At 66.4% G+C, this 19578-nt stretch carries 15 protein-coding genes; 4 read left to right on the plus strand and 11 right to left on the minus strand.

Annotated features, from left to right (window positions below; all coding sequences use genetic code 11):
• Positions 1-24: 24 nt before the first annotated feature.
• From BVG12_RS17890 to BVG12_RS17935, 10 genes are all read right to left on the minus strand, one after another.
• Complete coding sequence (locus tag BVG12_RS17890) at positions 25-1140, minus strand: NADH:flavin oxidoreductase/NADH oxidase (RefSeq protein ID WP_075793579.1); 1116 nt, start codon at positions 1138-1140, stop codon at positions 25-27.
• Between the two features lie 149 nt (positions 1141-1289).
• Positions 1290-2282 carry a succinylglutamate desuccinylase gene (locus BVG12_RS17895; RefSeq protein WP_075793580.1) on the minus strand — a complete coding sequence of 331 codons (993 nt, stop codon included), beginning with the start codon at positions 2280-2282 and terminating at the stop codon, positions 1290-1292.
• Positions 2283-2286: 4 nt separating this feature from the next.
• On the minus strand, positions 2287-7044 hold the full coding sequence (locus BVG12_RS17900; RefSeq protein WP_075793581.1) for an NAD-glutamate dehydrogenase domain-containing protein: 4758 nt from the start codon (positions 7042-7044) through the stop codon (positions 2287-2289).
• Positions 7045-7275: 231 nt separating this feature from the next.
• Entirely contained in the window at positions 7276-8619 is a 1344-nt protein-coding gene (gene astB / locus BVG12_RS17905; protein WP_075793582.1) for an N-succinylarginine dihydrolase, read from the minus strand.
• A 1-nt stretch (position 8620) separates the two neighbouring features.
• A complete protein-coding gene (gene astD, locus BVG12_RS17910; protein WP_075793583.1) occupies positions 8621-10087 on the minus strand; it encodes a succinylglutamate-semialdehyde dehydrogenase in 1467 nt (488 codons plus the stop codon).
• Positions 10080-11111: an arginine N-succinyltransferase gene (gene astA, locus BVG12_RS17915; protein ID WP_075793584.1), complete on the minus strand. Its 1032-nt coding sequence runs from the start codon at positions 11109-11111 to the stop codon at positions 10080-10082. Before astA ends, astD begins: the two co-directional genes overlap by 8 nt.
• Before the next feature lie 25 nt (positions 11112-11136).
• Entirely contained in the window at positions 11137-12177 is a 1041-nt protein-coding gene (locus tag BVG12_RS17920) for an arginine N-succinyltransferase (protein ID WP_075793585.1), read from the minus strand.
• Positions 12178-12255: 78 nt separating this feature from the next.
• The gene (locus BVG12_RS17925; RefSeq protein WP_075793586.1) at positions 12256-13497 is read right to left on the minus strand and encodes an acetylornithine/succinyldiaminopimelate transaminase; all 1242 of its coding nucleotides are present in this window, start codon (positions 13495-13497) and stop codon (positions 12256-12258) included.
• Positions 13498-13779: 282 nt separating this feature from the next.
• Positions 13780-14718, minus strand: coding sequence for a GlxA family transcriptional regulator (locus BVG12_RS17930; RefSeq protein ID WP_075793587.1), 939 nt, complete (start codon positions 14716-14718; stop codon positions 13780-13782).
• An 18-nt stretch (positions 14719-14736) separates the two neighbouring features.
• Complete coding sequence (locus BVG12_RS17935) at positions 14737-15663, minus strand: DMT family transporter (protein ID WP_075793588.1); 927 nt, start codon at positions 15661-15663, stop codon at positions 14737-14739.
• A gap of 113 nt (positions 15664-15776) precedes the next feature.
• Here BVG12_RS17935 and BVG12_RS17940 point away from each other — a divergent pair, with 113 nt between their 5' ends.
• The 4 genes from BVG12_RS17940 to BVG12_RS17955 all read left to right on the plus strand — a co-directional run bounded on the left by BVG12_RS17940 (position 15777) and on the right by BVG12_RS17955 (position 18082).
• Entirely contained in the window at positions 15777-16247 is a 471-nt protein-coding gene (locus BVG12_RS17940; RefSeq protein WP_075793589.1) for a MarR family winged helix-turn-helix transcriptional regulator, read from the plus strand.
• A 1-nt stretch (position 16248) separates the two neighbouring features.
• Entirely contained in the window at positions 16249-16530 is a 282-nt protein-coding gene (locus BVG12_RS17945) for a hypothetical protein (RefSeq protein WP_075793590.1), read from the plus strand.
• Between the two features lie 29 nt (positions 16531-16559).
• A complete protein-coding gene (locus BVG12_RS17950; protein ID WP_075793591.1) occupies positions 16560-17396 on the plus strand; it encodes an HDOD domain-containing protein in 837 nt (278 codons plus the stop codon).
• 167 nt (positions 17397-17563) lie between these two features.
• Positions 17564-18082 (plus strand): porin family protein, encoded by a 519-nt coding sequence (locus tag BVG12_RS17955; RefSeq protein WP_075793592.1) that lies wholly within the window; start codon positions 17564-17566, stop codon positions 18080-18082.
• Between the two features lie 472 nt (positions 18083-18554).
• Here the strand turns inward: BVG12_RS17955 and secF are convergent, their stop codons facing one another.
• Positions 18555-19577: a protein translocase subunit SecF gene (gene secF / locus BVG12_RS17960; RefSeq protein WP_075793593.1), complete on the minus strand. Its 1023-nt coding sequence runs from the start codon at positions 19575-19577 to the stop codon at positions 18555-18557.
• Position 19578 lies beyond the last annotated feature (1 nt).

The following is a 19578-nucleotide window of genomic DNA, read 5'->3' on the forward strand; positions in this document are numbered from 1 at the left end:
ACGAACGGTCGCGCCGGGCGACCGTCAGCGCTGTCCGAGGCGGGTATCGCCGAACAGGTGTTTGAGTTCGTGCGGCTGCGAGCGCCAGTACTGCGGCGGCGCGCTGACCGTCGCGCCCAGTTCCGCCGCCGCGTGCCACGGCCAGCGCGGGTCGTACAGCATGGCGCGCGCCAGCGCCACCATGTCGGCCTGGCCCGTCTGCACGATGGTCTCGGCCTGCTTCGCTTCCGTGATCAGGCCCACGCCGATGGTCGGCATGGACGTCTGCGCCTTGATGCGCGCGGCGAACTCGATCTGGTAACCCGGGCCGACGGGGATCTTCTGCCGCGGCGAGACGCCGCCGCTCGACACGTGGATGAACTGGCAGCCCAGCCGTTCCAGCTCTTTTGCCAGCACGAGGCTCTGCTCCAGGTCCCAGCCGCCGTCGACCCAGTCGCTGGCCGAGATGCGCATGCCGACCACCATCTCGGGCGACACGGCCGCGCGCACGGCCTGGAACACCTCGAGCGGGAAGCGCATGCGGTTTTCCAGCACGCCGCCGTAATCGTCCTCGCGCCGGTTCGACAGCGGCGACAGGAACTGGTGCAGCAGATAGCCGTGGGCGCCGTGCAGCTCGATGGCGTCCAGGCCCAGCGCATCGGCGCGGCGCGCGGCGGCGACGAAGCCGTCCTTCACGCGCTGCAAGCCCGCCGCATCGAGCGCCAAGGGCACCGCTTCGCCCTCCGCATGCGGGATCGCGGACGGCGCCACGGTCTGCCAGCCGTTCGGGTGGCCCGGCGGAATATTCGCCCCACCCTGCCACGGCACCTCGCTCGACGCCTTGCGGCCCGCGTGGGCCAGCTGCACGGCGATCTTGATGGGGGCGTATTTGCGCATGGCGTTGACAACGGGCTCCAAGGCGGCCGCGTGCTCGTCGGACCACAGGCCCAGGTCGGCGTAGGTGATACGGCCTTCCTCCGTCACGGCGGTCGCCTCGATGATGACGAGACCGGCGCCGGACAGCGCGAGGTGGCCGAGGTGGATCATGTGCCAGTCGGTGGCGAAGCCCCGGTCGGCGGAGTATTGACACATCGGCGCGATGGCGATCCGGTTGGCCAGTTCGAGCGGGCCGAGCTTGATCGGAGAAAACAGCTTGCTCATGGATGGGTGCACTCCCTTAACGTAGGGTGGACACCCCGTGCCCACCAAATGCATGCGTAAAGGGATAGTCTAGCGCGCACGGATAAAACGCGCTTTTCGAGAGCGGATGCGTGCGCTGAACGCGTGGGCACGGCGTGCCCACCCCACGATTAATCAGCGTCGGCGCGGACGACCATGATCCCCGCCCGCAACCCGACCCGCACATCCGGATTCGGGAACACGACACACTCCTCGTCGTGCTGAACGGTATAAACGGTATCGCCATCGCGCGCGATCACGTCGCCCTTTTTGAGCGGCGTGAAATTCTCCGTCTCGCGCCCGAAGCTCATCGTAAAAGCATCGGACAGCTTGGTGATCGACTGCGCCGTGTTGAACACCACGGGCGCCTTCCCCCCGCCCTGCGTGGAACCGCGCAGCAGTCCGTGCAGGGCCGACGCCATCGCCGCGAACTGCGACAGATCGTTCTGCCCCAGCGTGCCGACGCGTCCCAGTTCCACGGTGGTGCCCGCAGTGCCGTGCCGCTCGGCCGTCCAGTAGCTGTACGTGCCGGCGGACGCCGGGTTCATGATGACGGCTTCGATGCCGCCCAGTCCCAGCCACGCGATCAGTTCGCGCCGGGGTTCGTCCGCGATCAATTCCGGCACGATCGCAAAACGGGGATAGCGCGACCCGCGGATCGCCGTGTGCAGGTCGAGGTGCCAGCGGCGCGGGCCGCTGCCTTCGAAAAAGCCGGCGGTCGCCGCGATCAGCGTGTCCGCCCGCCCGGCTTCGAACGTGCCGGCCAGGTCGCCTCTGTTTTCTCGGAACATCCGGTTCAGGTCCGCGTCGATGAAACGCCTGCCGGCCGCGATGGCGTCGATGTTCCCGACGCACAGCATCAGGTCCACCGCGAGCGCCGAGGGCGCGCGCGACAGGGCCTCGATGGCGTAGGCCGCCATCTCGATCGGCCCCGTCTCGTCGCCGTGCACGCCCACCGACATCAGCACGGCGGGACGCTCAAGCATCGGTGCGGCCGCCTTCACCGTCAGCACACCTTTCGCAGGCTGGCCGACCGTGAAGCCGGCTTGCGCGAACCGGGCGGCCACCTCGCTGAAGTCGCCTTCGGCCAGCGCCCGGATTTCCTTCGGTAAGGTAGCCGCCATCGCGTTACGCCAGCGTCGCGACGGTGAGGGCCGCGGTGCCCGCTGCGATGCGGTCGGGGCTCGACCCTTCCGACAGCGACCACACGGCCAGCATCGCCTGTTCCAGGTCGGTCGGCTGGACGTAGCCGCCGGCCAGGCCTATCGCCGCCGTCAGCTCGCGCACGGCGCCCTGCATGTCACCGGTGGCGCGGCTCGCTTCCAGCACTTCCAGCAGCAGGCGTTGCTGCGTGCGGCGCAGCGCTTGCAGCGCGTAGTTGCGCAGCTGTTCCTGCGACTTGCTGGTGGCCGGCAGCTTGAGGCCGCGCTCCAGCGTGTCGATGCCGGCCTGCTCGCGCAGCAGCATGCCGACGCGCAGGAACTCGGCCAGCGACATGCCTTGCGGACGCTGCACCGACACGGCCGCGAACAGGAAGGCTGCCAGCGATTCGACCGTATCGACGGTCTTCCACGCCTGCACGAACGACGGCGACAGGCCTGCCTGCGCATCGGCATCCGACTTCGCCGGCATCAGCTGGCGCAGTTGCTCCGGCTGGGCGAACAGGTTCGACAGCTCTTCCATGCCGCCCGCGCCGGCTTGTTCAAGCGGCAGCGACAGCACGCCTTCGATCACGGTGCGCAGCATCACCCGGGTGCGCGCATCGACGGTCTGCGACACGTCGCGCGGCACGACCAGCGCATCATTGTCCAGTGCCTCGAACACGGGTGCCAGGTGCAGCGCGGCCCATGCCTGGCCCCAGGCTTTCACGACCTCGGCATCGTCGATGCGGTGTTCCAGCGCCAGGTCGCGCAGCATCAGCGGACCGCAGCGGTTGACGGATTCGTTCGCGAGCACGGTCGCGAGGATCGCGTTCGCCAGCGGGTGCGCCAGCGGATCGCGCGTGGCCACCAGCTGCGCCGGGAAATACGGGCGCAGGATGGTCTCGGCCCACGGCAGGCCGGTGAGCGGCAGCGCGGCCAGCAGGCGCTTGAAGCGGTTCTTGACGTTGGCGACGACGACGGCCAGTTCCGGCGTGGTGAGGCCCAGGCCGAGGGCCTTGCGGCGCTGCAGTTCCGTCTCGCTCGGCAGCTGTTCCAGCTCGCGCGACACGGCGCCTTCCGCCTCCAGGCTCGCGATCAGCGCGGCATAGCCGTCGACGACGCCACTGTTCGATTGCGCCTGCGCCTCGCGCACCAGCAGGTGCGTCTGCAGCGTGTTGTCGCGCAGGACCAGCTTCTCGATATCGCCCGTCATCTCGGTCAGCAGGCGGTTGCGCTCGCCCTCGTCCAGCTGGCCCGCGTTGACTTCGGTGTCCAGCCAGATCTTGACGTTGACTTCGTGGTCGGAGCAGTCCACGCCGGCCGAGTTGTCGATCGCGTCGGTGAAGATGCGGCCGCCGGCCAGCGCGAATTCGATACGGCCGGCCTGGGTCGCGCCCAGATTGCCGCCTTCCGCCACGACCTTCACGCGCAACTCGTTGCCGTTGACGCGGATGTTGTCGTTGGCGCGGTCCTTCACCTGTGCGTGGCTCTCCGTCGAGGCCTTGATGTAGGTGCCGATGCCGCCGTTGTAGAACAGGTCGACCGGCGCCAGCAGGATGCGGTGCATCAGTTCTTCCGGCGTGAGCGACGTCTCTTGGATGTCGAGCGCGGCGCGCACTTGCGGCGACAGCTCGATGTGGCGGGCGGTGCGCGGGAACACGCCGCCGCCTTCCGAGATCAGGTCCTTGTTGTAGTCGTCCCACGAGGAACGCGGCAGCGCGAACATGCGCTTGCGCTCGTTGAACGAGACGACGACGTCCGGATTCGGGTCGAGGAAGATATGGCGGTGGTCGAACGCGGCCAGCACTTTCAACTGGCGCGACAGCAGCACGCCGTTGCCGAACACGTCGCCCGACATGTCGCCCACGCCGACCATCGTCACCGGGGTCGTGTTCATGTCGTGGCCCATTTCGTAGAAGTGGCGTTTCACCGCTTCGAACGCGCCCTTCGCCGTGATACCCATCTTCTTGTGGTCGTAGCCGTTCGAACCGCCCGACGCGAACGCGTCGCCCAGCCAGAAGCCGCGCGAGACGGCGATGCTGTTGGCGATGTCGGAGAACGTCGCGGTGCCCTTGTCGGCGGCGACCACGAGGTACGGGTCGTCCTGGTCGTAGCGCACCGTGTCCGCTGGCGGCACGATCTCGCCGCGCACGCGGTTGTCGGTCAGCTCCAGCAGGCTCGCGATGAACAGGCGGTAGACGGCTTCGCCTTCGGCCGCGACGACGTCACGCGCCGCATCCTTCGGCATCTGCTTGCAGACGAAGCCGCCCTTCGAGCCGGCCGGCACGATGACGGCGTTCTTGACCATCTGCGCCTTCACGAGGCCCAGCACTTCGGTGCGGTAGTCTTCCATGCGGTCGGACCAGCGCAGGCCGCCGCGGGCGACCGGGCCGCCGCGCAGGTGCACGCCTTCGAAGCGGCGCGAGAACACGTAGATCTCGCGGAACGGACGCGGTTCCGGCACGAGCGCCAGGTGGCTCGTGTCGAGCTTGAAGATGATCTTCTCGCCGCGGTTTTCCTTCGTCCCCTGGAAGTAGTTCGTGCGCACCGTCGCCATCACGAGGTCGACCAGCGCGGCCATGATTTCCTCGGTGTCGGCGTGGTTGACCTGGGCGAGACCGGCCTTCAGCGCGGCCAGCTTGGCGTCGCCCGATGCGCGTTCCTCGCTCGACAGCTTCGGATCGAAGCGCAGCTTGAAGCCTTCGACCAGTTCCTTGACGAGGCTAGCCCGCGGACGCAGCGTCTCGGCCATGTAGCGGGTCGAGAACTTGCTGCCGGCCTGGCGCCAGTAGCTGATGTAGGCGCGCACGAGCTGCACTTCGCGCATCGACAGGCCGCCTTCGATGGTCAAACCGTTCAGGCGGCCGTCTTCCGCTTCGTCGTTGAACAGCGCGGCGAACAGCTCGCCGGCCACGTCGACGACGCCCGGCTTGGCCAGCTTGGCGGCGGACTCCGCGTCGACGATCAGGCTCGTGATGTAGCGGCGGGTGCCGTCGGCCGTGTCGATCCAGAAGCTCTGTTCGCGGTCGATGGCGACGCCGGCGTTCTGCAGCGCCGGCAGGATGCGCGACAGCGACGGCATCGTACCCGTCGAGTACAGGCGCAGCGACGTGACGCCCGCTTCATCCGTCTCGATGCGGACGGACACGTGGCCCTGCTGGCCGTTCGCGATGATTGCGTTCACGTCGCGGAAGGCGATTTCGGGCGCCGTCGCGGCCACGTAGTTCACGGGCAGCGTCGGCAGGATCTTGCGCAGCGCGTTGCGGGTCGGGACGTCTTCCACCGTGTCGGTCAGCGCGGTGTAGCGGTCGTGCCAGCCGTCCAGCACGGAGAGCAGCGGTTTCTGGATGTCGGTTTCCAGGTCGAGCGGATAGCGCGCGGCCTGGGCGATCAGGTAGACGCGGGCCAGCGGGCCGTCGGCGACGAGGGTCTGCGTGCGCACGTCGACGGCGCCCGAGCTTTCTTTCAGCGCCTGCGCCAGCGCGGCCACGACGGCGGCGCTGTAGCGCTCGCGCGGCAGGTAGACGAGGACGTTCAGGTGGCGCTGGTACACGTCGCGGCGCGCGAAGACTTTCGCGCGCGGCTGCTTGTACAGCGAGACGACGGAACTGCACACCTGGGCGAGCCAGTCCGGCTCCGCTTCCAGCGCCTCGGTGCGCGGCAGCGATTCCAGGATCTCGAGGAATTTCTCGGCGCGGAAGCCTTCCTGGCGCACGCCGGCGATGGACAGCACCTTCGCGACGCGGCCGCGCGCGAACGGCAGGCGCGCCAGCGGGGTCGACGTGGCGGCGCGGGTGAACAGGCCGACGAAGCAGTGTTCGCCGATCGTGTTGCCTTGCGTGTCGGTGTCGCGCACGCCGATGAAGTCCAGCGGCTGGTCGCGGTGCAAGGTGCCGGCCACGTCGGCCTTCACGATCGACAGCGTCTCGTCGCGCTTGGACAGGATCTCGAAGTCGCCCGGGATGTTCTGCAGGCAGGTGCCGTACACGGGATGCGCGGTGTCCTGCAGCACGCCGATGCGGCTCGGGATGTCGCGTTCGAGTTCGCGCACGCCCGGCTTCACGAAGTAGTAGGCATAGCCGAACGGCTCGAAGCCTTCGTTCTTGGCCCAGTCGAGGAAGGCGGCGACTTCCTGGCCGGACGGCGTGCCTTGCGCGGCGGCGGCGGCGGCGACGGCCGTCATGCGGTCGGCCATCGCGACGGCGTCGCGGTGCACGATGGCGGCGTCGCGCGCCACCATCTGGATACGGCCGATCAATTCGGAGAGTTCATCCTGCGGCAGGTCTTCCGCCAGCAGGCACAGGACATACGATTCCAGCGGCGCGCCGGTCTCGCCGACGGCGGCCACGCGGCCCGCGTCGTCGCGGCGCACGGGCAGCACGGCATTCATCACGCCCGACGCGACGACGCGCTGGCGGCGCAGCGCCATCACGAACGAGTCGACGAGGTAGGGCATGTCCTCGTTCAGGATCAGCAAGGCGGTCGACATGCCGCAGCGCCCGTCCGTGTAGCGCATTTGCGCGATCTGGCAGCCCGGGGTCGTGCGCTGCGCCACCTGGGCGAAGGCGTCCCACAGGATGGCCGCGAGGTTGCGCGGATCGATGCCGGCGAGGTCATCCTCGTCCAGGGCGCCGATCCAGGCGCTGATCAGTGCGCCCACCTGCTCGGGGGCATTGGCCGGCTTGTTCTCATTGACCAGCGCAAGGGTCTGGGTGCGCAGATCGTGAGGCATGTCTTTGTTCATTTGCTTCTCCAAAGCTGATAGTTGCGCCGGGTTCGTCACGGCTTGTGGCCGCGTGTTCCCGGCTTTGTATGGACAGGGTTGTCCTATTCCAATCTTGTGCTTCTTCGGGCGGCGCGCGAAAAACCTGAACGGTTTTTCGCGCTCCGCCCTCCCGGAAACTATTTCGTTATTAAAGCATGCCGCACGGCGGACGCGGCTCTTGTTCGGGAACCATGTTGTTGCCGTACAGCATCATGATAAATCGTACAGCCCCGGCAGACCGAGGATGCGTTCCAGCTCTTCCAGTGCGGCCGCGCACTCGATGGCCAGTTGCGGGTCGGCCAGGTCTTTCGGCTCGACGCGGTCGCGGTAATGGCGCTCGACCCACGGCACGAGGCGCGCGTACAAATCTTCCGTCATCAGCACGCCCTGGTGCATCGCGGCAGCCTCGTCGTCCGTGAGCACGACGCGCAGGCGCAGGCACGCGGGGCCGCCGCCGTTGCGCATGCTCTGGCGCAGGTCGAATTCGATCAGTTCATCGATCGGGCCACCGCTCGCCACCAGCTGCTCGAGGTAGCGGGTCACGGTCGGCGTCTCGCGGCATTCGTGCGGCACGACGAGGGCCATGCCGCCGTCCGGCTTGGACAGCAGCTGGCTGTTGAACAGGTAGCTGGCCACCGCATCGGCGACGGGCACGACGCCCGTGTCCACGCGCACGGCGCGCAGGTCGGTACCGGTGGTGCCGAGCGCGCGGCGCAGCGACTCCAGGGTCGAGACTTCGTCGGCGAACGCCTGCTCGTGGTAGAACAGCACGTTGCCGTTGCCGACGGCGATCACGTCGTTGTGGAACACGCCCTGGTCGATCACGTCCGGATTCTGCGACGCGAACACGGTGCGCGCCGCATCCAGGGCGTGCAGGCGGGCGACGGCTTGCGAGGCTTCCAGCGTCTGGCGTGCCGGGTATTTGGTCGGCGCGGGTGCGGACGGGTCGAACTCGACGCGGCCGTACACGAAGAATTCCACGCCCGCCGCGCCGTGGGCGCTGGCGAAGCGCGTGTGGTTGGCGGCACCCTCGTCGCCGAACGCGGGCGTCGACGGCAGCGGATCGTGCACGACGAAACGCTCTGCGTTCGCGAACAACGCGCGCAGCGTGCGGGTTGTTTGCACATGTTCTTCCGCGCGGTGCAGCTTGTTGTTCAGGTTCGCCGCCGTGAAATGCACACGGGCGTCCAGGGTGTCGGCCGAGGGGCTGACGGTGGCGGCGTTCGCCGTCCACATCGGCGACGCGGAGTACGCGCAGGCGAGGATCACGGGCGATTCGCGGTACGCCCGCGCCAATACGTCGGCGTCCGTGCCCGTAAAGCCGATACGGCGCAGCAGGCGGAAGTTAGGACGCGCCTGCGGCGGCAGCAGGCCTTGCGCGAAGCCGCGCGAAGCCAGCGCGCGCATCTTGGCGAGGCCCTGCAATGCGGCCTGGCGCGGGTTCGACGCGCTTCGCACGTTGTTGAACGAGGCGACGTTGCCGAACGAGAGGCCGGCGTAGTTGTGCGACGGGCCCACGAGGCCGTCGAAGTTGAATTCGCGTGCGTTGCGCATGTCAGAAGCTCAGTCCCGGGGACAGTTTGGCCGGCATGTCCAGCTCGGACGTTTCGATCGAGGCGACCGGATACGCGCAGTAATCGGCCGCGTAATAGGCGCTCGGACGGTGGTTGCCCGACTTGCCCACGCCGCCGAACGGCGCCGAGCTGGCCGCGCCCGTCGTCGGGCGGTTCCAGTTGACGACGCCAGCGCGCGCCTTGATGGCGAAACGCTTCCACAGGTCTTCCGACGGCGACAACAGCGCGGCGGCGAGGCCGAATTCGGTGGCATTGGCCGCATCGATGGCGCGGTCGAAATCGGCCACGCGGATCACTTGCAGCAGCGGTCCGAACCACTCCTCGTCCGGGATGCCCGTCGCATCCGTCACGTCGACGATGCCGGCGGTGACGAACCCCGCGTTCGGATCGAGCTGGCGCATGCGCAGCAAAACTCTACCGCCCTGCGCTTCCATCATCTCCTGCGCCTGCACGAGGCGCTTCGCGACGGCGGCGGAGACGACCGGCCCCATGAACGGCTGCGGGTCCGCGTTCGACGGGCCGACGGCGAGCTTGCCGGCCACGTCGACGAGGCGATCGATGAAAGCCTGGCCCTGCGGCCCGTCCTGCACGATCAGGCGGCGCGCGCACGTGCAGCGCTGGCCGGCCGAGATGAAGGCGGACATCACGGTGTGGTGCACGGCCGCGTCGATGTTGGTGACGTCCCAGACGACGAGCGGATTGTTGCCGCCCATTTCCAGCGCCAGCATCTTGCCCGGCTGGCCGCCGAACTGTTTATGCAGCGCGACGCCCGTCTGGCTGCTGCCGGTGAACAGGATGCCGTCGACATCCGCCTGGCCCAGCGCGACGCCGGTCGCGCGGCCGCCGTTCACGAGGTTCAGCACGCCCTGCGGCAGGCCGGCCTGTTCCCACAGCTGCACCGTATGCACGGCCGTGCGCGGCGCGAATTCGCTGGGCTTGAACACGAGCGTGTTCCCGGCGATCAGCGCGGGCACGATGTGGCCGTTCGGCAGGTGGCCGGGGAAGTTATACGGGCCGAACACGGCGAACACGCCGTGCGGACGGTGGCGCAGCACGGCGTTGCCGTCGGCGACCCTGGCACTCGTCTCGCCCGTGCGCGCGGCGTGCGCCTGCACCGAGATGTCGACTTTATTTGCCATCGTCGTCACTTCCGTGCGCGCTTCCCACAGCGGCTTGCCCACTTCCTCGGCGATGATGGCGGCCAGTTCCTCGTTGTGCTCCTTGAGCAGGTCGCGGAAGCGCTGGCAGATGGCGATGCGCTCTTCCAGCGGCGTCAATGCCCAGCCTTCGAAGGCGGCGCGGGCAGCCTTGACGGCGCGGTCGACGTCTTCCGCCGTCGATTCATTGCTGGTCCAGGTCTGGCGGCCGGTGGACGGGTCGATCGTCGCGAGCAGCGGGCCGCTGCCGGCCAGCCATTCGCCGCCGATGTAGTTAGAAACGTTAGCCATTGTTCTTCCTTACGTTGAGGGCCAGCGAGCGGATCGGATCGCCCGGCTGGCAATGCAGCAGTTGGAGTTCGCGCACGGATAGCGCGACCTTGCGGCCGCCGTCGCAGGCCTGGGTGAGGACCATGCGGAAATCGTCGAGTTTCGTGTTGGAGACGAGCGTGACTTCGCACTCGCCTTCCGGCTGGCCTTCCTCGGCCGTGGTCAGCACGCTGTCGCGCACGGCGCGCAGCTCGGCCACGCGGCCTTGCAGCACGGGGCCCGCGTCGAAGATGTCGACGTAACCCTCGTAGTGCATGCCTTCCTGCTCCAGCAGTTTGCGCGCGGGGAGCGTGGAGCGGTGCACCTGGCCGATCACGGCCTGCGCGTCTTCCGGCAGGTACGCGACGTACAGCGGCTGGCGCGGCATCAGTTCGGCGATGAACGATTTCTTGCCGAGGGCCGTGAGGCCGTCGACGTGGTTGAAATCCATCTTGAAGAAATGGCGGCCGAGCCCCTCGTAGAACGGCGACGTGCCGTCCTCCGCCTGGTAGCCGCGCATCTCGGCGATGATCTTTTCCGTGAACAGGTGCTGGAACTGGGCCATGAACAGGAAGCGGCTCTTGGACAGCCACTTGCCATTGTGGCCCGTGCGGTATTCCGGCATCAGGAACAGCGAGCACAGCTCCGTCGACCCGGTGAGGTCGTTCGACAGATACAGCGTGTCCATGCGCGTGAACACGTTGAGTTCGCGGCTGGAGTGGACGAGCGTGCCGATGCGGTAGTTATAAAACGGCTCCGTCAGGCCGACGGCGGCCTTGATGGCGCACACGCCGGCCAGACGGCCGTTGGACGTGTCTTCCATCACGAACATGTAGTCGCGTTCTTCGGGCGGGATCGTCTGCGCGAACGATGCCACCGCGGTCTCGACGCGTTCGCCCAGCATGGCGCGGTCCGGCTTCAGCGTGGTCATGCCGCTGCCGACCTGGCGCGCCATCTCGATCAGCGGATCGATGTCGTTCAGGGTGATTGCGCGAATTACGAGCATGGGTTCCTCATTGTTTTCCAAAGCGTCAGATGCGTACGCAGATGACGCTGTCGCCGGTCTCGATGCCGAGCGCCTCGCGCGCCGCCGGCGGCAGGCAGATGGCGTCCGAGCTCTCGGCCGGGTCGCACGGCAGCACGATCGCGCGGAACTTGCGCTCGCTGCTGGCCACCGCGTAATTCACCATCGCGCCCTTGCCGCCGCGCGTGGGCGGCTGCAGTTCGGCGTTCGCGACCTTCCGCACCATCGAGCCCGAGAACGAATGCAGCGCGTGCTTGTGCGCCTGCAGGATCGGGCCGCCGTCGAAGATGTCGATGTATTCGTCGGCCTCGAAGCCCTCTTCCGTCAACAGGTCGAACGCCAGTTCTCCACTCGGGTGGATCTGGCCCATCACGGCTTGCGCGGGGCCGGGCAGCAGCGGCACGTACACGGGGTAGTGCGGCATCAGCTCGACGATCAGGGTGCGGTTGCGGGCGCCGCCGATCGTGCGTTCGGCGTCGAGGAAATCCATCTTGAAGAATTTGCGGCCCAGCGCATCCCAGAACGGCGACTGGCCCTTGTCGTCCGTGACGCCGGCCAGCGGCACGAAGAAGCGGTCGCCGAAGCGGTGCGGCGCCAGCACGGCGTACAGCAGACGGGCACGCGACAGCAGCGCGGCTTCGCGCCGGCCGGTGTCGCGGTCGCGGATATAAAAGCCGGACAGCTGCGAATACGCCGTCAGCTCCGAGCACAGGGTCAGCGCGTGCACGCTGTGGCTGATGTTCAGGTCGCGCGAGACCTGCTGGATCACATCGTTGCGGAACGCGAAATAGGTGCCGTTGGAGCCGGCCGACGCGTGGATCGCGGCGGTGCCGACCAGCTCGCGCTTCTCGACGTCTTCGAGCACGAACAGGTAGGACTCTTCGCTGGGGATGTCGACGTGGGCGGCGAACGACGCCACCGAACGCTCCACGAACGCGGCGATTTTTTCGCGCGTGCGCGGCAGGGTGTGCACTCCCGGCGTGGACGCGGCGAGCAGCGTCTCGAGGGCGCCGACATCCGCAGGTTCTACCGGACGGACTACATACATGGGAACTCCCGACAAAGACATCGAACGAACGGAAGCCGGCCGGGCTGGGGTGGTCTCCCCTTCCGGCCGGTGTGCGGCTTAGCCGGCGAGGAACGCGTCGGCGGCCTGGCGCATGATGCGGTCCGCCTCGGCGATCTGCTCGTCCGACACGACCAGCGCGGGCGCGAGACGGACGACATCCGGGCCGGCGATCAGCAGCATCAGGCCGAGCTTTTCGGCGACCTTGGTGTAGTCCTTCGATTTCCCCTTGTAGCCTTCGGCCATCGGCAGGCCGATGAGCAGGCCCTTGCCGCGCGGCTTGGTGAACAGTTGCGGGTAGTCGGCGGCCAGCTTGTCCAGCTTCGCGAACACCTTGGCGCTCGCTTCGCGCACGCGCGCCAGGAAGGCCGGCTGGTTGATCTGTTCGATCACGGCGAGCGCCACCGTGGTCGCCAGCGGGTTGCCGCCGTACGTGGTGCCGTGGCTGCCGACAGCCAGGTACTGGGCGATCTCGCTGGTGGTCAGCATGGCGCCGATCGGATAGCCGTTGCCCAGAGCCTTGGCCGTGGTCAGGACGTCCGGGGTCACGCCCACGTTCATGTAGTCGTACAGCGCGCCGGTGCGGCCCACGCCCGACTGCACTTCGTCGAAGATCAGCAGGGCGCCGGTCTTGTCGCACAGTTCGCGCAACGTCTTCAGGAATTCGATGTCGCCCGGGATCACGCCGCCTTCGCCCTGGATCGGCTCGACGATCACGGCGGCCACGTCATCGTTGACGGCGGCGCGTGCGGACTCGATGTCGTTGTAGTTGATGTGGTTGATTTCCGGCGGCAGCGGCTCGAAGCCTTCGGTGTACTTCGACTGGCCGCCGACCGACACGGTGAACAGCGTGCGGCCGTGGAACGAGGAATAGCACGACACGATGCGCGACTTGTGCGGACCGAACTTGCCGTGGGCATACTTACGCGCCAGCTTCAGGGCGGCTTCGTTGGCTTCCGCGCCCGAGTTGGCGAAGAAGCAGCGTTCGGCGAAGGTGGCCTCGATCAGGGCCGAGGCCAGGCGCAGCACGGGCTCGTTCGTGTAGCCGTTGCCGACGTGCCAGAGAGTGTTGGCTTGGCGGGTCAGCGCTTCGACCACGACCGGGTTGCAATGACCCAGGCTGCTGACGGCGATGCCGGAGGTGAAATCGAGATAATGCTTGCCGTCCTGGTCCCAGACGTCCAGGCCCGACGCGCGCACGGGCACCATCGCGGCAGGTGCGTAAGTCGGGACGAGCACCTCGTCGAAAGTCTGGCGTGTGACAGGCCGCGTGGTGACACCCGAGTCGAGCTTAGCATTCATGACGTTTTCCTCATCCAAGTAAAGGTTGCGCGGACTCCAGCAGCCGCGCCGAGCGACTCATTATAGAGAAGCCAAACCTTGCCCTTCTTTCCAAACTGCGACAGGCATTTTCATTTTTGGACGAGCAACAATTAAAGATGCAGAAATAGCAACCGAATCGTCATGGCCGGACATGACTTCCCGCGGAAGCGGGGATAGTGCCCCCAGCATTATTCCGCCATGCTGCGTCGGCTTCGGATGCTCGGCATGGCTCCCGCCTGCGCGGGGATGACGGCGGTAACGTTACTGGCTCAGCTTGCGCTGCCGCTCTTCGCGCGGCGTGTTGCCGAACAGCGCGCCGAAGGCGGTGGAGAAGTGGGAGCCGGACGAGAACCCACACATCAATCCCACCTGCACGATGGAGTGATTGGTGTCGCGCAGCAGCTGGCGCGCCCGTTGCAGGCGCAGTTCGAGGTAGTAGCGCGACGGCAGGCTGCCCAGGTATTGCTTGAATAATCGTTCCAGCTGGCGCCGCGACACGCCCGCCAGCTGGGCGATCTCGTCGGTCGACAGCGGCTCCTCGATGTTTGCTTCCATCAGGGTGACGGCTTCCGTCAGCTTGGGCTGCAGCACGCCGAAGCGGGCTTGCAGCGCCACGCGCTGGCGCTCGTCCGGGCCGCGCACGCGGTCCACGCACAGGATTTCCTTCACCTGCGCCTGGACCGTCGCGCCGAACAGCAGATCGACCAGGGTCAGGGCGAAGTCGATGCTGGCCGCGCCGCCGCACGACGTGATGCGCACGCCATCGATCTCGTACAGATGCGGACTCAGCAAGGCCTGGTCGGCGCGCATGTCGACATCGGGATACAGCGACCACGGCAGCGCCGCGCGCGCACCGTTCAGCGCGCCCGACTCCGCCAGCCACAGCACACCGGCGCCGACGCCGCCCCAGCAGGGCGCCGCGCGGCAGCGTGCGACGACCGTGCGCAGGTTGGCGGGGCGCAGCCCGGCCTCCGCCTCGTCCGCGACGAGCAGCACGAGGTGCCAGTGGCGCTGGTCGGCCGCGAATTTGTCGGGGCTGCGCACGTCCACATGCAGGCGTTCCGGTCCCAGCACCTTGGCCGCGAGGCGCAAGGGCTGCACGAGGCCGGACCACGTCAGCGAATCCGGCTCGCCCGCATGCACGAGCAGCACGCGCAGCGGCGCCTCCTGCGCGAGGCGGGACAATTCAAGTTGCTGCATCGGGACAAACAGGGGTCATCACTCGGGGGCGAGCGCGGCGGCCGGCCGGCTCTCGGCATTCCATTGGCTGACAATCATACCGGAGATCAACAATGCCGCGCCGAACCACCCTCGGCCGCCCATCGCCTCGCCCAGCCAGAAGTACGCGAAAAACGCGGCGGCGCCGGGCTCGAACGCATAGATCACGGCGGCCTCGTTGGCGCTCGTGCGCGCCTGGCCCCACGCCTGCATCGAGATAATGGCGGCCGTGCACAGCACGCCGAGATAGGCGAAGTTCGGCGCATAACGGGCGAGCCCGTGGCCGATATACGTCCAATAGTTCGCGGCATCCTCGACGCCGACGGCACCGCGCGGCACCTCGCGCGCGACGAGCCACAGCGCAGCGCACACGGCCACCGTACCGATCTGCGCGGCCGTCACGCTCATCAATCGGGTGGCGCGGCGCGTATAGATTTCCATGACCTTGATGTAGGTGCCGAACGTGAGCGCGGCCAGCAGCGCGAGCGTGTCGCCGCGGCGCCAGCCGCCGCCGCCGTCCCAGCACAGAGCAACGAGCCCGGCGATCGCAAGCAGCAGCGCGACGACGATGCGGCGCTCCGGCAGGCGTCCACCGAGCACGCCGAGCAGCGGCACGACGAGCACGTTCAGGCCGCAGATGAAGGCGTTGCGGTTGGACGTCGTCAGGGCGAGACCTTCCACCTGGAACAGGTAGCAGAAGAACAGTAATAAACCCAGCGTCGCGCCCAGCCTCAGGTCCGTGCCGAGTTTGTCGCGGTATGCGCGCCACAGGAACGGCGACAGCAACACCGTCGCGATGGCGAAGCGGGTCAGGATGATCCAGACGGGAGAAAAATAAGCCGTCAATTCCTTCATCGCGGGAAATGTCGTTCCCCACACGAGGACGACGACGACGAGGGCGGCAATGCCGCGCAGATGCTGGGTCATGGCGCGTTCAATGAAGTCTGGCAAGATTGCTATGGTAACGGGCGCGACCGTAAATCGAGAAGCCCAGCGCGCGAAGCGCCGGGGCCTCGCCGCGCAGAGGCTATAATCGTTTCATGGGTGAACGATATCTGAAGAGTGTGCGCCTGCTGGCCGAATGCCTGCAAGGGTTCGAGCGCTTCGTCGCCGAACCGGTGCGCCGGCATGGGCTGACGCATCCGCAATTCGACATCATCGCCACCCTCGGCAACACACCCGGCATGACCTACAAGGAACTGGGCGAGCGGACCCTGATCACGAAGGGCACGCTGACCGGCGTCATCGACCGCCTGGAACGGAAGGGTCTCGTGGAACGCGTGCGCAAATGCGACGACAAGCGCTCGTTCCTCGTGCGCCTGACGGCGGCCGGCGATACCCTGTTCCATAATGTGTTTCCGGCCGTGGTCGCACACGGCAAGCAGCTGTTCGCCGATTACGGCGACGGCGATTTCGAACAACTGGACCACGCGCTGCACCGCCTGCGCACCCGGCTCGACGCGCCGGACCTGGTCTCACCGGGCGGGCACGTTCCCGCCGACGAAGGATGATATGAAGACAGCACTACTCGAAGGCAAAAAGCCCCCTCATTTCGACAAACACATCATCGGCAACCTGCTGCTCGACGTGGCCCCGCCCTCGGAAGTGCGCGACGAGCCGATGCTGATCGGCGTGCGCAACGAGGCCGGAGAAATCTACCGCCTGATCGGTGCCGCCACCCTGAACAGCTTCATGAACGCGGTCGAGGAGTTGTTCGACCTCGGCCTCATCGACGAGCTGCAGGACACCGAGGAACCGAAAGACGGCTGCGACGCCATTTTCAGCGAACCCTGACGCTCTGCCCGGGGGTATAATTTTTTCCCATGGACAGAATCGACGCCCTCAAGAGCATTGCCGCGCAAGCCGGGCGCGGCGACCTCCACTTTCCTACCCATGTCGACGCGACGTTGAAGCTGCAGCGCGCGCTGGCCGATCCGGATTGCCACATCGACGAAGCGGCGCGCCTCGTGCAGACGGAGCCGCTGCTGGCCGCGCGCACCGTGGCCATCGCCAACTCGGCCGCCTATAACCGCTTCGGCAACGACGTCACCAACGTCAAGGCGGCCGTCGCGCGCGTGGGCTTCCGCACGCTGGGCGCGCTGGCCGCGGCCGTCATCGTGCGCCAGCTGGCCGGCGAAATCCACGACCCGGTGCTACGCGCCAAGGCCGATCAATTGTGGCTGCACTCGACCCACGTGGCGGCGCTGTCGCAGGTGATCGCGCGGCGCGTATCGTTCGTCGATCCGGAAACGGCGATGTTCGCCGGCATCGTGCACGAGGTCGGCGGCTTTTATCTGCTGTCGCGCGCGCCCGAGTTCCCGGGCCTGCTGGACGGCGGCGCCGACGAATGGATCGAGCATGGCGAGACGGCCATCGGCCGCGGCGTCCTGCTCAAATTGGGGGTACCGGCACCCGTGATGGGCGCCATCGAAGCGCTGTGGAACGGCATGCGCGCCCTGCCGCCGGAAACCCTGGGCGACACGCTGCTGCTGGCAAACGACCTGTCGCCCGTCCCGTCGCCCCTGCTGGAACGCGATCCGGGCATCCCCGGCGTGCAGGTCGGCGCCACCATCGACTTCGCCGTCGGCGAAGGCACGCTCACCTCGATCCTCGAGGAATCGGAGGACGAGGTCAACAGCCTCACGGCCGCGCTGGCCTGATCCTGCGCGGTCGGTGTGTCGCATGCATATGTGACTTTTCAGTCATTTACTTTCATCTTGTTACATTCCTTACCGATTGAGAACTTCTCTTAGGGAAACATAGTGCTATCTTGGCCATATTGCGATTCACAACGAATCGCGAGCCCGAGAACACTAAGGAGTGAACCATGAAGAAACTGCTGCTCGCACTGATCGCCACGTCCGCCGTCGCCGGCGCCGCCCAAGCCCAGACCACCACGCCGCACGCCTACGTCGGCATCGGCGCGGCCACGGCCAATAACAAGTCGACCGACGACTATAAGACGAACGCCAAGGTCTACGGCGGCTATGAATTCGATCAGAACTGGGGCGTGGAAGCGGGCTACACGAACTTCGACAAGGAAGACGTCGGCGGTGGCACCGTGAAGGGCTCCGGCACGTATGTCGCCGGCAAGTACAGCATCCCGCTGGCCGAACGCTTCACCGGCTACGGCAAGCTGGGCGTCGCTTACAACGAGCGCAAGTACAGCAGCAGCCTGGGCACCCAGGTCAACAGCTACGACACGGGCCTGTATGGCGGCGTCGGCGTCGAGTACAAGCTGAACGAGAAGCTGGCCCTGAACGCCGAGTACGAACGCTACGGCAAGGACAAGGCGTTCGGCGCCAAGGCGGACGTGTACACGGTCGGTCTGAAATACGGTTTCTAAGTCCCCTCCCCGGACCCGGTAACGGGTCTGCCGCACCGGCGTCGTCCCTGCGCAAGCACGGACGACGTTTTTTCATGGGCGTCCGGACAAAAAAACGCCCGCTACGAGAGCGGGCCAAGTCCAAAACTAGGGATGTCCTGAAAGAGACGAGTCCATCTTAAGTCGCGCCACCTCTGCACTCTGTGCGCTGACTCACATTCTGTTAAATTTTCCTACTCATCTGTAAAAACACCTACGCAGACCGACGGCAGGGCAAAAAAAACCCGCTCCTTGCGGGAGCGGGTGAAGTCCAAAACTAGGGATGTCCTGAAAGAGACGAGTCCATAGTACGGCAGCCCTGTGCGAACACTCTGTGCGCTGCTTCACACAAATAAAAATCTTTTATATCAAAGCGCTGGCGTCTTGACCCACCCCATAAAAACAAAAGCCGCCACGGCCAGGCCGGGCGGCTTTGTCGACAGGACTGCCGCAATTACACGACCGCGCCGTCCGTTTCGTCTTTCGCTTTGATCGGCTTGATCAGGTCTTCGCGCTTGACGCCCAGCCACATGGCGATGGCGGCCGCCACGAACACGGACGAGTAAATACCGAACAAGATGCCGATGGTCAGCGCGACCGCGAAGTAGTGCAGGGTCTGGCCGCCGAAGAACAGCATCGACAGGACCATCATCTCGGTACAGCCGTGGGTGATGATCGTACGCGAGATCGTGCTCGTGATCGCGTGGTCGATGACCTGGGTCACGGACAGCTTGCGCTCCTTGCGGAAGGTCTCGCGGATCCGGTCGAAGATCACGACCGACTCGTTGACGGAGTAACCCAGCACGGCCAGCACGGCGGCCAGCACGGTCAGCGAGAATTCCCATTGGAAGAAGGCGAAGAAGCCCAGGATGATCACGACGTCGTGCAGGTTGGCGATGATCGCCGCCACCGCGAACTTCCATTCGAAGCGCACCGCCAGGTAGATCATCACGCCGACCACGACCATGATCAGCGCGTTCAAGCCGTTCTGCGCCAGCTCGTCGCCGACCTGCGGGCCGACGAATTCGACGCGCTGCAGGCTGACCACTTCCGCACCCGCCGCGTTGACGCAGCTGGTACGGGTGACGCTCTCGCCCTTGTCGGTGGTCTGCTGGACCTGCTTCGGCGCCCCGGATTCCGCCGCGCACAGCGCGTTGAACACCGTGGCCGACGTGCCGGAACCGGCCACGTCCTTGCGGATCGGCAGGCGCAGCAACACGTCCTGCGCGGTGCCGAAGCTCGTCACTTCCGGTTGCTCGTAGCCCAGTTTTTCCAGGCTGCGGCGGATCTTTTCCTGGTCGGCCGCGTGCGGGTAGCGCAGTTCCATCACGGTACCGCCCGTGAACTCGACCGAGAAATGCAGGCCCTTAGTCACCAGGAAGAACACCGCGGCGACGAAAGTCAGCGCCGAGATCACGTTGAAGATCAACGCGTGGCGCATGAACGGGATGTCCCGTTTAATCTTGAAAAATTCCATG

Source organism: Massilia putida (genome assembly GCF_001941825.1).
In the GTDB taxonomy this organism is placed as follows: Bacteria; Pseudomonadota; Gammaproteobacteria; order Burkholderiales; family Burkholderiaceae_D; genus Telluria; species Telluria putida.

Bases quoted from the DNA above. Each gene is read 5' to 3' on its own strand.
- BVG12_RS17890 (WP_075793579.1), bottom strand. From the start codon at position 1,140: ATGAGCAAGCTGTTTTCTCCGATCAAGCTCGGCCCGCTCGAACTGGCC.
- BVG12_RS17895 (WP_075793580.1), bottom strand. From the start codon at position 2,282: ATGGCGGCTACCTTACCGAAGGAAATCCGGGCGCTGGCCGAAGGCGAC.
- BVG12_RS17900 (WP_075793581.1), bottom strand. From the start codon at position 7,044: ATGAACAAAGACATGCCTCACGATCTGCGCACCCAGACCCTTGCGCTG.
- astB (WP_075793582.1), bottom strand. From the start codon at position 8,619: ATGCGCAACGCACGCGAATTCAACTTCGACGGCCTCGTGGGCCCGTCG.
- astD (WP_075793583.1), bottom strand. From the start codon at position 10,087: ATGGCTAACGTTTCTAACTACATCGGCGGCGAATGGCTGGCCGGCAGC.
- astA (WP_075793584.1), bottom strand. From the start codon at position 11,111: ATGCTCGTAATTCGCGCAATCACCCTGAACGACATCGATCCGCTGATC.
- BVG12_RS17920 (WP_075793585.1), bottom strand. From the start codon at position 12,177: ATGTATGTAGTCCGTCCGGTAGAACCTGCGGATGTCGGCGCCCTCGAG.
- BVG12_RS17925 (WP_075793586.1), bottom strand. From the start codon at position 13,497: ATGAATGCTAAGCTCGACTCGGGTGTCACCACGCGGCCTGTCACACGC.
- BVG12_RS17930 (WP_075793587.1), bottom strand. From the start codon at position 14,718: ATGCAGCAACTTGAATTGTCCCGCCTCGCGCAGGAGGCGCCGCTGCGC.
- BVG12_RS17935 (WP_075793588.1), bottom strand. From the start codon at position 15,663: ATGACCCAGCATCTGCGCGGCATTGCCGCCCTCGTCGTCGTCGTCCTC.
- BVG12_RS17940 (WP_075793589.1), top strand. From the start codon at position 15,777: ATGGGTGAACGATATCTGAAGAGTGTGCGCCTGCTGGCCGAATGCCTG.
- BVG12_RS17945 (WP_075793590.1), top strand. From the start codon at position 16,249: ATGAAGACAGCACTACTCGAAGGCAAAAAGCCCCCTCATTTCGACAAA.
- BVG12_RS17950 (WP_075793591.1), top strand. From the start codon at position 16,560: ATGGACAGAATCGACGCCCTCAAGAGCATTGCCGCGCAAGCCGGGCGC.
- BVG12_RS17955 (WP_075793592.1), top strand. From the start codon at position 17,564: ATGAAGAAACTGCTGCTCGCACTGATCGCCACGTCCGCCGTCGCCGGC.
- secF (WP_075793593.1), bottom strand. From the start codon at position 19,577: ATGGAATTTTTCAAGATTAAACGGGACATCCCGTTCATGCGCCACGCG.